The sequence below is a fragment of the Streptomyces hebeiensis genome (assembly GCF_052983195.1).
This window is the reverse complement of sequence record NZ_CM129812.1, coordinates 3,198,660-3,209,743: the sequence shown is the minus strand read 5'-3', so window position 1 is coordinate 3,209,743 and position 11,084 is coordinate 3,198,660. Positions and strand designations below refer to the sequence as shown.

The following is an 11,084-nucleotide window of genomic DNA, read 5'->3' as shown; positions in this document are numbered from 1 at the left end:
CTCGCCGGGGCCCATCGCCCGGAACCCGTGGGCCGAGGCAACGACCCGGGTTCACCCGCCGGGGCGCACGCGGAACCAGTCGAACTCCGCCTCGCCTCTGCTGACGGCCGCGTTCCCTGTTGTGCCGACGGTTGCGTTGTCGGCCTCCGGCCCGGTGGCGAAGAGGCCCACGGTCGCGCCGATCCACTTCCCCGCCGTCGCGGTGAACGGCGCACCGAGCGGAGCGAATCCCCGGCCGTCCACGTCCGCCGCGAACCGGCACACCGCCCCGGGGCCCACGCTCACCCGCAGCCGTACCGCCGCCTTCCCCCTCCCCAACGGCACTGGGCGGGCGGCCTCCGTCTCGGCGGCGTCGACCGCCGCGGTGCGGTACGTCAGAACGATCCGGTCGCCGTCGTGGCGGAGGCCCGCCCAGGCGTACGTCCCGCCCAGGACGACCAGCCCGGCACGGGCCCCGGCGGTCGTGGTGGACAGCGTCACCGAGGTCGTCGCGGTGAAGGTCTCCGCGGGAAACCGCTGGCCCAGCACATTGGGCAGCAGCCGGAGGTCATGGGCGACGGGGCTCGGCCGGCAGGCCAGCGCCAGCCGGCCCGGGAACCGGCGCAGGGACCACCAGGACGGGTCGGCGTTCGCCTGCCAGATCCACTGCTTCCCGAGTTCCGGGCCGGTGAACTCGTCGCTCGTGGCCGGCGCGGTCACCCTCACCCGGGCGTCGACGCGCGGCTTGGCGTGCACCGGCACCGGGGTGCCCCGGCCGTCGTCGTTGTCGGCGCCCATCACCGGCCAGCCGTCCGTACGCCAGCGCATCGGCTGGAGGTGCACCACCCGCCCGTAGGCCGCGCGGTCCTGGAAGTGCAGGAACCAGTCCTCTCCGCCCGCCGTACTCACCCAGGCCCCCTGGTGCGGCCCGTTGACGGGGCTGTCGCCCTGGGCGAGCACGACACGGTCCTCGTACGGGCCCCAGACCGAGCGGGAACGGAACGCCGACTGCCAGCCGTGGGTGACTCCACCGGCCGGAGCGAAGATCCAGTACCAGCCGTCCCGCTTGTACAGTTTCGGGCCTTCGAGCGTGGTGTAGCCGGGCAGCTCGTCGCCGTCGACCACGATCCGGCCCTCGTCGAGCAGCCGCGTGCCGTCCGGGCTCATACGGTGCAGGGTCAGCCGGTTGTTGATGCCGCTCCGGCTCTTGGCCCAGGCGTGGACCAGGTAGGCCCGCCCGTCGTCGTCCCACAGCGGGCACGGGTCGATCAGACCCTTGCCCAGCTTGACCGGGTGGGGTCTGCTCCACGGTCCACTCGGGTCGGTGGCGGTCACCACGAAGATCCCGAAGTCCGGGTCCGGATAGAAGATCCAGAACGTGCCGTCGTGGTGGCGCAGGGCCGGGGCCCACACCCCGCCGCCGTGCCGCGGGGTGCTGAAGTGGTCCTCGGGCTCCAGCTCGGTCAGGGCGTGCCCGATGACGCTCCAGTTGACCAGGTCGGCCGAGCGCAGGACCGGCAGCCCGGGTACGCGGTTGAACGAGGAGGCGACCAGGTAGAAGTACGCGCCCACCCGGACAGCGTCGGGATCGGACCAGTCGGCGTTGAGCACCGGGTTCCGGTAGCGGCCGTCCCCGAGGTCCGCCACCCACGGGAGCCGCTGCCGAGCCGAGACCGCCTCGCTTCCCGCGGCTTCGCCCGCGATGTCCCCGCCCGCCGGCCCCGCTTCCCCCGCCGGCCCCGCTTCCCCCGCCGGCCCGCCGGACCCCGGTGGCGCCGAGGCGTGGGCGGCACCACCGACGCCGCCGAGCACCGCCGACCCGGCCGCCGCCGCACCGAGGCCGGCCCGCAGCACCTGCCTGCGACTGTGCTCGTCCATCTGATCTCCTCCGCGTCTCGGATCGGGGGTGCGGGCGCACTGGTGTGCCGGGCGCACCACGGCAGGCTCGCCACGGTGCGCCCGGCCCTACAGCCTGGTGTCCTATCGTCAGGCGCCGATGGCGGCCTGGGGCCCGGCGCCCTTGCCGACCAGGGACGGGACCTGCGCGGCGGCGTCCAGCGTGTAGGAGTAGTGGTCCCGGGGGTTGAACGTCGTACCGCCGGTCTGTTGGAGGCCCGTGCACCCGTTCAGGATGCTGCCGGTCTGCGTCAGCGAGGCGGTGGAGTCCCGGTAGTAGGGGTCCTTGACCTTCTCGAAGTACCCGTTTTCGATGACGGTCCTGGACGAACCCCGCGAGTAGTTGCCGTAACCGGTCACGTTCTGCATGTAGTTGTTGTAGAGGTGGGCGTAGGCGACGTTGTCGATGCTGGGGTTGCGGGAGTTGGTGCCGCGGATCCAGTTGTGGTGGATGGTGATCCGGGCGGTGACGTTGTCGGTCCAGCCGATGCCGAAGGACTTGTTGCCCTCGTTGAGGATGTTCCAGGACACGGTGAGGTTGGTGGTGTCCTTACGGCTGTCGATCAGGCCGTCGTTCATCCGCTCGATGCGGTTGTGGTCGATCCAGATGTGGTCCGCGGTGTCCATCTGGATGCCGTCGTAGTCGTAGGCCTTGTCGTCCGGGTCGTCGTCGGGCATCCGGGTGTCACGGATCGTGAGGTTGCGGATGATGACGTTGCGGACGCCGGTGCCGAGGAAGAACCCGCCGCCCACGATCTGGCCCTTGGTGCCGACGCCGATGATCGTCTTGTTCGAGGTGACGCGGATCTCGTGGCCGAAGGGGCTGACGCCGATGGCGGCGGCGACCTTGATGACGTACGGGGTGGTGGCGGTGGCCTAGCGGTCGAGGTCGGCGAACGTGCTGACCGTGACGGTGGGCCCGGCGGCGCCGCCCGTCGTACCGCCATCGGTGGCCGCGAACCCCTCGGGCCCGTCCGCCCAAACCGCGGCCGTCCCGACGGCGTTCTCCGCGGCCGGGCCCGGGTTCAGGGCCGGGGCCGCCTTGAGGGCCGGCGCCGCCGCCAGGGGCGCGGGCACGCCGTACGCGGGGGCGCCCGCCAGCAGGCCGCAGAGGGCCACCACGAGCGCCACGAGTAACGAGCGGGGTGACCGGTGTCGCGTTGCGCTTCTCTCGGTCATGGATCGTCTCCAGACATGGTGTGGGGGGCGGGGTACCGGACCGGCATCCTGGACCGGGGGAGCCCAGGACTTCTCGAAATTTTCGTTATTTCCGGTCCGCTAGTAAGCGCTTGCCGAGAACGTAGGACTCGCTGTCATGGCCGTCAAGAGCTCGGAGGCGAGTGAATCCAAGCGAATCCCGGCGAAGCCGTGCCTGCGAAAATTTCGAAGCCGCTGGCTAGAATCGCCCCATGCCCTCAGCGGATTCAGGAAGGGGGCCGTTGACCAGCGCGGAGATCGCCCGGCATGCCGGGGTCTCGCTGTCGACCGTCTCCAAGGTGGTCAACGGGCGCGCGGACGTCGGAGCCGAGACCCGCGCCCGCATCGAGGACGTCATCCGCCGGCACGGGTACCGGTGGCAGAAGCAGCGGGTCACCGGGCGCGCACCCCTGCTGGAACTGGTCTTCCGTCAGGTACGGGACGCCTATGCCGTCGAGATCATCAATGGTGTGCAACAGGTGGCGCGAGAGAACCGTCTCGCCGTCGTACTCTCCGAGTTGCACGGCCGTCACACGCCGGGGCGGGGCTGGGTCGAGGACGTGCTGGCACGCCGCCCGACCGGCGTCATCTCGGTGTACGCCGGCCTCACCGACGCCCAGAGCGCCCAACTGCGCAGCCTGGGGGTCCCGTTCGTCCTCGTCGACCCTGGCGGCGAACCGGCCCACGCCGCCCCGTCGGTCGGAGCGACCAACTGGAACGGCGGACTGGCGGCCACCCGCCACCTCCTGGAACTCGGGCACCGCCGCATCGCGGTCGTCACCGGCCCGGCACACTCCCTGGCGGCCCGCGCCCGGCTCGACGGCTACCGCACCGCGCTGGAGACGGCGGGCGTACCCGTGGACCCCGCGCTCGTCCGCGTGGGCGACTTTCTGCACGAGGACGGCCTGTCGCACACCCGCGCCCTGCTCCGTCTGCCGGACCCGCCCACCGCCGTGTTCGCCTGCAATGACGCCCAGGCTCAGGGCGCGTACCTGGCCGCCGCCGAAGCCGGCCTGCGCATCCCGGCGGACCTCAGCATCGTCGGCTTCGACGACCTTCCGCCGGCCCGCTGGACCGTTCCGCCACTGACCACGGTCCGCCAGCCGCTCACCGAGATGGCCGCCACCGCCGCCACCATGATCGTCACCCTCTCCCAGGGCACCCCGCTGCCCCAGCACCGCGTGGAACTCGCGACCGAACTCGTGGTCAGAGACAGCACGGCGCCGCCGCGCTGAGTCATATCGGATCGAGGAAATCCGCTTGAGGGAACGGCAACTCGCGACTCTGCTCAGGGTCACAGCAGGCAGTACGGCTGGTGCCCGTTCTCGTGCGCCCTCTTGGAGAAGTCCTGCCACTCGTGCAGCGAGTGGCAGTGGTGCGGCGCCGACCTGGGCTTCGTAGGGAAAGGTGACCCGCCTGTCCCGCCTGGCGGCGGGTGGGGCATCGACTTCTTCTGCCTCACCGACGTGGAGACGCCCCCGTCCGCCCGACCGGCAGTCCTCCACGCCTTCCTGGTGCGCGAGTAGCTGGTCCCGAGTTGCTTCGAGTAGCCACGGCCGACGCGCGCCTGGTTGCGGAGCGGACGACGAGTTGGCTGCCCGCAGTGCATCGCCAAACAGCGTTGGCGGTCTCCGCCGCAGTCTTCTTGTCAAAATGACAGAAACGGAAGTACCGTCAGTGACATGCAAGCTGACGCGTGGTCACCCACGCCGGTACTACTGACGGTCGATCTCGTGATCCTGACGCTGCGTGAGGGGCGACTGTGTGTCCTGCTCGTGGAGCGGGGCGAAGATCCTTTTCAGGGCATGCTGGCTCTGCCTGGCGGATTCCTCAATCACGCCGGTGAGGAGATTCTGGACGCCGCCCATCGTGAATTGAGTGAGGAAACCGCTCTGACTGCCGGGTGGGTGCATCTTGAACAGTTGGCCACCTACGGGGACGCAGGCCGTGATCCACGGGGACGAGTCGTTTCTGTGGCCCACTTGGCGATCGCGCCGGGACTCCCCGAGCCGATCGCGGGTACGGATGCCATGGATGCCGCGTGGGTTCCCTCGGAAGCCGTCCTGTCCGGTGAGGTGGAACTGGCCTTCGATCACCTCCGGATCGTGACGGACGGAATTGAACGCGCACGTACCAAGCTCGAATTCTCGGCGCTGGCCACGGCATTCTGCGGTGAACTCTTCACCATAGCCGAGCTGCAGCAGGTGTACGAGGCAGTTTGGGGTGCCGAACTCGACACCCGTAACTTCTACCGGAAAGTCCAGGCCATAAAGGGATTCATCATTCCCGCCGGCTCGGGACGCAAGGCCACGGGGGGACGGCCCGCGCGATTGTACAAGGCAGGGCCGAATGCGGTGCTGTCCCCACCGCTGATCAGACCTGTGCCGTCCACGACGGGCGAGGTCACGAGAAAGGAAGTGGAGTAGATGTCGAAAGACCTGGTGGTGATTCTCACCGCCCTCAATCTCGAGTACCAGGCCGTGCGCCGGAAACTGGCCGGCCCGCAGGTGCACCTGCATGAGCGTGGGACGCGGTTCGAGGTGGGGGCCGTACAGGGCACTTCATGTCGTGTCGCGCTCGGTCTGACGAACAAGGGGAATCACTCTGCCGCGGTGATCGCCGAGCGCGCGATCCAGGAGTTTTCGCCGGTGGCCGTGTTGTTCGTCGGCGTTGCCGGTGCTCTGTGGGAGACCGCCAGGCTGGGCGACGTGGTGATGGCGACACATGTGTACGCCTACCACGGTGGGACCAGCGAGGACGACGGACTCAAGGCCCGTCCCCGGGTGTGGGAGGCGGCGCACGGCATCAGCCAGCTCGGTTCGCATCTGGCTCGCTTGAACGACTGGGCCGACGACACGCCCGGTCATGGGCGCGCACCGCAGGTGCGCTTCGGCGCGATCGCTGCCGGCGAGGTCGTACAGAACTCGAAGATCTCGGCCGAGGCGCGGTGGATCCGGCAGCACTACAACGACGCGCTCGCGATCGAGATGGAGGCCGCCGGTGTGGCGCAGGCCGGTCATCTCAACGGGGCACCGGTGGCCATCATCCGGGGAATCAGCGACCGGGCGGACGGTACGAAGAGCAGTGCGAAGGACCGCAACTCGCAACCGCGGGCCGCGGCGAACGCGGCGGCATTCGCCACACGGCTCGCCGTGGAACTGGTGGGAGAACAGGAGCAGATCGACATGTCCCAGGCAGACAAGGCCCGTATGGCCGACGGACTCAAAGAGAACGTCAGCAACGCTGCCCACAACAGCACCGTCGGCATCATGGCCGGCTCGGTCAAGGAGAGCAGCGTCTACGTGAACGCGGCCCCGAAGGTGACCAGGCCGACGGACCTGGTTGCGGAACTGGACGGTTTCCGTGAGTACCTGAAGCGTCACCACGCCGAGAGCGCCCTCGACGATGACACCTGCCGAGAGGCACTGGCCGAACTGGGTTTCGCCCGCCGGGCGGCAACGGAGAACACTCCCGAATCGTCCAAGAGGGCGACCATGGCGCTCAAGAGGTTACGCGGCCTGATCGCAGACTCTCCCGAGCTGGTGGCCAAGGTGGCGCCGCTGGTGGTTGCCGCGGGTGACTTGTCATGAACGACGGCAGCAGTGGCACGCACAATTCGGCCGCATACGACTCCACCGTGGGAATCCAGGCCGAGACCGTACACAACTCCAACGTCTACTTCGTCCATCCGGATGCATCGCCGCAGGAAAAGTACAAGGTAGGTGTGCGGTTTCTGGAGGACGGCATCCCCAGCCGTGCTCGCGACATGATCAGTGACGCGATCGCCCACGGACACGACAACGCGGAGGTCCGTTTCCACTGGGTGCTTGCCATGCTGAGTGCACGCGCTTACCACGACCTCAGCACCGAAGAACTTCAGCGGCTGCACCACGCCTCCCGGCTCGTACGGACCTACGCCGAGGGAGAGTGGAAAGACGCTCTGCGCGTCGCTTTCGAACTGCTGGCGATGCTCAGCACCGCGGACGGCGAAACAGGACGCGTACTGGAGCGGTTAAAAGCCCTGACACCTCGCCGGCGTGACGCGATTCTCCGCCACCTCGATCTCGTTCTCACTGGAGGGCTGAAGGACAGCTTGTGGGCCGAGAACCGCGAGCGGGCGGAGGCAGACCGCTTCGGCAACGACCGGGGCCAACGGGTGTGGGCCTATTTCGAACCCGATCCCATCGGGCCGCGGGCCCTGCCGCCCGGTCCGAGCACCGCTGCCGCCGCCCAGGCAGCCCTCCCGATCCAAGCCGGCTTGTTCGTCGTCGTCACCGCATTTTTCTGGATCTTGGCGCTGGTCGCGAGCCCGGCTGCGGCAGTCGTCGAGATTCTGGTGTCGCTCGGTGCGGGCCTGACCGCGGCTCATTTCGGTCGCGGTTGGTGGTACCAGGTACATCGACTGAAGGCGAAGAACCGTGAGTCCCACACTCCGTACACGGGCGATCCCGCCTCTATGGGGGACGGGTTCACCAACCGCGTCCGTCATTCGTTCGATCACTACTTCAGTGCTCGCGTGCCTTACGGGTTCGCCCCGCACGAATGGCTCGGTTATACCGTCCATATCCGCAACAGTCTCGTCACCGAGATCGCGCTTCTCTACCGCGAGAGCCGAATCGGCGTGGACCGGGTCAACTGGCTGATCCGCTATCTCGCCGAGGACGCCCGAGACCGCCACAACAAAGGCACTCTGTTCGACCACCGCCACCAGAACCAGACGTCGGCGGTAGCGAAGGCGCTGTGCGTAGTCGCCCTCATCACTCTCGGCATCATGACCCTGAACCTGCTCGGAACAGTGGCCTCAGGTGCTGGTGCGTCGCAGATGCTGCTGGCCGTCCTGGCTGTAGTCGGTGCGGTCTGGTTCGGGCGCGAGGCTGCGTCCTCGTGGCTGGAGGCCCGTAGTGAAAAGCACCGACTGGTCGAGGAGACCCAGGAATATCAAGAGCGGCTGACCGCGCGGCAAGTCGCGTACCAGAACTGGAAGTCGTTCCTGGACGCCACGCGGCCCAGTGAGCTGGAAATGGAGACCTGGCTCACCTGCGACAAGACGCTGTTCGTCGACGAAGCACTCCGCCACTACCAGCTCACCTGGCGCGACCTGATCACCCACACCATCCTGATGACACCCGCACGCCCCTACAAGCGGGGGCGTGTGAAGGGCGGCCCCTGGCGTTACTCGCGCTACAGCTTCCGCCTTTTCCTGGTCACACAGGATGGCGTTCGTGAAATCAGCACGGAATTCGATTTCACCGACGCAAAACGTGGGAACGAGCAGCGAAGCAACTATCGGTTCGACGCCTTGTCCTCCGTGCAGGTTACGGAACGCTCTCATGTCGGCTACGACCTGGAGCTCGTTCTCACCAACGGGCCGGCCAGGAATATTCGTGTCAAAGACGCTGACACTCATCAACTGGGGCCGGACGAAAACGCCCAGGAAATCGCCGAAATCAACCTCAATGCGGCTGGTTTCATCCACACTTTCCGCCTCCTGGAAGGAATCGCGGCGGACGGAAAGGGTTGGATCGAACGAAACAACCCCAACAACCTGCCGCCTTTCAGCGCTGACGACTGAGCCTTCCGGGCCTTCAGGGCGGGCAGGGGCCGTATCGCCGGAGCCCTGCCCGTCCACTCATCAGCCCAGCCGGGACTCGAGCTTAGGAATGGCCGTGGCCGCCATGGAAGACGTCACCGAAAGCAGACTGCTGCTGGCCGAGTACGACCGCATCAAGGAGGAGCAAAAAACCCGGATAGGATTCCGTGACAACCTGCTGTACTTCACGCTCGCCGCGTCCACGGCGGTCCTGGCGATCACCGTCCAGAGCGGGCAGGCTCAACTACTGCTCGCCGTCCCCGTGATCTGCCTGGTCCTGGGCTGGACCTACCTTGTCAACGACGAGAAGATCTCGGCGATCGGCGGCTACATCCGCGACCAGCTAGGGCCGCGGCTGGCCGAGCTCAGCGGCGCCCACGGCGCGGTGTTCGGCTGGGAGATGTACCACCGCGACGATGCGAGACGCAGCACGCGCAAGCGACTGCAGAGCGCTGTGGATCTGTTCACGTACTTGGCCTCGCCGGTGATCTGCGTGACCGTCTTCTGGTGCTCTCCCGCTGTTCAGCCTTTACTCGTGATCGTCTCCATCGCGCAGACACTTGCCCTGGCCGTACTGGGCTGGCAGTTCTTGTGCCATGCGGAGCGGTAGCGCGGCCGAGACGGCGATGAGGTCATGGAACCGGTACTCGTCGCAGCCGAGCATGTGGGCGGCGTGGAGGAACGCCATGCCGAGCAGCCTCTTGCTCGGACGGGTCAGGTAGGCGACGGCCGCTTCGTGCACGAGCGGCTCACTGATCCGGGCGGTGAACCGCGTGTCAGAGGCGAGGCGGGTGAGCTTCGCTTCCAGCTCCTGCTGCCAGGAGATGAGCGTGCCGTGGGACGGTAGCTGCACGGCGTTCCTCCGAGAGGTGTCAGGGAGTGGAGTCGGGCCAGGGGACATCGGTCTCGACCGGCTGGGTGTAGTCGATGCCGGGCACGGCGAAGCCGTAAAGTCGTTCGACTTCGGCGTGGAACCATCGGATGTCCGCGAGCTTGTCGATGGTCTCGGTGGTGGCGGTGTTCCACCGTTCGGCGACGGCGGTCTGGACGCCGGGTTCGAGTTCCCAGGTGTCGAGGCGTACGCGGCCTTCGGCGTCCAGGTCGAGCGGGCAGGTTCCGGTGAGCTGGTCCCACAGTTCGGCGAGCTGGGCGATGGGCGGCACCATCGCGTCGCCGAGGACGCCGCGAAGCAACCCCACGTAGAGGGCGATTCCGGGGATGGCGGTGCTGGACTGGGTGACGGCCGCCGCGTTGACGGAGGTCAGCGCCCGGCCGCCGACGAGCTTGCCCAGACGCTCGTCGAGCGTACGTGCGGTCTCCTCGAGGTGGCTCTTGGCGGCTCCGATGGTGCCTTGCCGGTAGATCGCGCCGGTCAGCGTGGAGCCGATGTAGGAGAGCGCGGCCGTGGTGAAGCCGTCGGCGAGCAGTCCTCGATCGGCGAGGTGGTCGATCCACCGCTCCCAGTCGGCACCGCCCATCACGGCCACCGTCTGCTCGATGTCGTCGCTTGCGGCCGGCTGCGTTTCGACGTTCTTCACCTCTGGCTTGCCCTCGCCGTCGAAGACGAGGGTCTTCGTCCGGTACACCTCGTCGATCGGCTTGAGCACGGAGGCATAGGTGACGCCTGTGTCGGGATCGGTACGGCGCGGAGCGGCCACCGAGTAGATGAGGTAGTCGAGCCGTCCGCCGAAGCGCCGCTCGATCAGTTCGGCCACCTGGTCCTTCATCGCGTCGGAGAAGGCGTCACCGTTGAGGAACACCATGTCGCGGCCGTGCTGACGGGCGAGTTCCGCGGTGGCGGCGGTCCGATACCAGCCGGCGGTCCCGGTACGCCGCTCGGGTGCCTTCTCGAAGCTGACACCGATGCCCCGGATGCCGACCCGCGCCAGACCGGCGATGGTGGCGGCCAGCCCGTACCCGGCGGACGATCCGATGATGAGCGCGACGGGCGCGTTGTCCGGAACGGGCACGGAAGGGGCGGCGGCCTGCCACATGTCGTTCACCACCCGCTCGCAGCCTGCCGGGTGGGAGTCGATGAACAGGAAACCGCGGTTACGGGGCGTGATGACGCGTTCGCTCATGAGGCTGTGTCCTTCGAGGTCGTGGACGCGGAGGCGGTGACCAGAGGTCGCACCGCATCCTGCAAGTCTGCGACCGTGCGGACACGGGCGGTCACCTCGTCCGGGACAGTAATGCCCAAGCGCTCTTGGAGGGTCTCCACCACTTCGAGCAGCGCGAGACTGTCCACACCCAGGTCGTGTTCGAGTACGGCCGCGGGTCGCTCGCACGCCTCCTGCGGTCGGCCGGTGATCAAAGCCAGGGCCACCACGACGCTGGCCGCCGTCCGGTCGCTCACGCTCCTTCTCCCGCCGTGCGATCCGTACGGGACAGCAGTGCGGCGATGGGAAGGCTGGGCAGTCGT

11 protein-coding genes are annotated in these 11,084 nt (G+C 67.8%); 5 read left to right on the top strand and 6 right to left on the bottom strand.

Annotated features, from left to right (window positions below; genetic code table 11):
• Positions 1-51: 51 nt before the first annotated feature.
• The 3 genes from ACU6P3_RS14015 to ACU6P3_RS14005 form a co-directional block, all read right to left on the bottom strand.
• Entirely contained in the window at positions 52-1,857 is a 1,806-nt protein-coding gene (locus tag ACU6P3_RS14015; RefSeq protein ID WP_447197391.1) for a glycoside hydrolase family 43 protein, read from the bottom strand.
• Between the two features lie 108 nt (positions 1,858-1,965).
• A complete protein-coding gene (locus ACU6P3_RS14010; protein ID WP_447197390.1) occupies positions 1,966-2,628 on the bottom strand; it encodes a pectate lyase family protein in 663 nt (220 codons plus the stop codon).
• Between the two features lie 123 nt (positions 2,629-2,751).
• Positions 2,752-3,054: a hypothetical protein gene (locus tag ACU6P3_RS14005; protein WP_447197389.1), complete on the bottom strand. Its 303-nt coding sequence runs from the start codon at positions 3,052-3,054 to the stop codon at positions 2,752-2,754.
• Between the two features lie 230 nt (positions 3,055-3,284).
• Between ACU6P3_RS14005 and ACU6P3_RS14000 the strand changes: the two genes are divergently transcribed.
• The 5 genes from ACU6P3_RS14000 (at position 3,285) to ACU6P3_RS13980 (ending at position 9,272) form a co-directional block, all read left to right on the top strand.
• Entirely contained in the window at positions 3,285-4,307 is a 1,023-nt protein-coding gene (locus tag ACU6P3_RS14000; RefSeq protein ID WP_447197388.1) for a LacI family DNA-binding transcriptional regulator, read from the top strand.
• A gap of 447 nt (positions 4,308-4,754) precedes the next feature.
• The gene (locus tag ACU6P3_RS13995; RefSeq protein WP_447197387.1) at positions 4,755-5,498 is read left to right on the top strand and encodes an NUDIX hydrolase; all 744 of its coding nucleotides are present in this window, start codon (positions 4,755-4,757) and stop codon (positions 5,496-5,498) included.
• Positions 5,499-6,662 (top strand): 5'-methylthioadenosine/S-adenosylhomocysteine nucleosidase family protein, encoded by a 1,164-nt coding sequence (locus ACU6P3_RS13990; RefSeq protein ID WP_447197386.1) that lies wholly within the window; start codon positions 5,499-5,501, stop codon positions 6,660-6,662.
• The gene (locus tag ACU6P3_RS13985) at positions 6,659-8,644 is read left to right on the top strand and encodes a hypothetical protein (RefSeq protein WP_447197385.1); all 1,986 of its coding nucleotides are present in this window, start codon (positions 6,659-6,661) and stop codon (positions 8,642-8,644) included. Before ACU6P3_RS13990 ends, ACU6P3_RS13985 begins: the two co-directional genes overlap by 4 nt.
• Before the next feature lie 88 nt (positions 8,645-8,732).
• A complete protein-coding gene (locus ACU6P3_RS13980; protein ID WP_447197384.1) occupies positions 8,733-9,272 on the top strand; it encodes a hypothetical protein in 540 nt (179 codons plus the stop codon).
• On the opposite strand, the gene ACU6P3_RS13975 is transcribed toward ACU6P3_RS13980, so the two are convergent.
• From ACU6P3_RS13975 to ACU6P3_RS13965, 3 genes are read right to left on the bottom strand one after another with little or no spacing between them, the layout of a single operon-like run.
• Entirely contained in the window at positions 9,192-9,515 is a 324-nt protein-coding gene (locus tag ACU6P3_RS13975; protein ID WP_447197383.1) for a hypothetical protein, read from the bottom strand. The genes ACU6P3_RS13980 and ACU6P3_RS13975 overlap by 81 nt on opposite strands.
• A 19-nt stretch (positions 9,516-9,534) precedes the next feature.
• The gene (gene fabV / locus ACU6P3_RS13970) at positions 9,535-10,743 is read right to left on the bottom strand and encodes an enoyl-[acyl-carrier-protein] reductase FabV (RefSeq protein WP_447197382.1); all 1,209 of its coding nucleotides are present in this window, start codon (positions 10,741-10,743) and stop codon (positions 9,535-9,537) included.
• Positions 10,740-11,018, bottom strand: a complete 279-nt coding sequence (locus tag ACU6P3_RS13965; protein ID WP_447197381.1) for an acyl carrier protein — start codon at positions 11,016-11,018, stop codon at positions 10,740-10,742. The genes fabV and ACU6P3_RS13965 overlap by 4 nt, the downstream gene beginning before the upstream one ends.
• Positions 11,019-11,084: the final 66 nt, after the last annotated feature.

Coding starts and splice junctions, on each gene's coding strand:
- ACU6P3_RS14015 (WP_447197391.1), bottom strand. CDS start 1,857: ATGGACGAGCACAGTCGCAGGCAGGTGCTGCGGGCCGGCCTCGGTGCG.
- ACU6P3_RS14005 (WP_447197389.1), bottom strand. CDS start 3,054: ATGACCGAGAGAAGCGCAACGCGACACCGGTCACCCCGCTCGTTACTC.
- ACU6P3_RS14000 (WP_447197388.1), top strand. CDS start 3,285: ATGCCCTCAGCGGATTCAGGAAGGGGGCCGTTGACCAGCGCGGAGATC.
- ACU6P3_RS13995 (WP_447197387.1), top strand. CDS start 4,755: ATGCAAGCTGACGCGTGGTCACCCACGCCGGTACTACTGACGGTCGAT.
- ACU6P3_RS13990 (WP_447197386.1), top strand. CDS start 5,499: ATGTCGAAAGACCTGGTGGTGATTCTCACCGCCCTCAATCTCGAGTAC.
- ACU6P3_RS13985 (WP_447197385.1), top strand. CDS start 6,659: ATGAACGACGGCAGCAGTGGCACGCACAATTCGGCCGCATACGACTCC.
- ACU6P3_RS13980 (WP_447197384.1), top strand. CDS start 8,733: ATGGCCGTGGCCGCCATGGAAGACGTCACCGAAAGCAGACTGCTGCTG.
- fabV (WP_447197382.1), bottom strand. CDS start 10,743: ATGAGCGAACGCGTCATCACGCCCCGTAACCGCGGTTTCCTGTTCATC.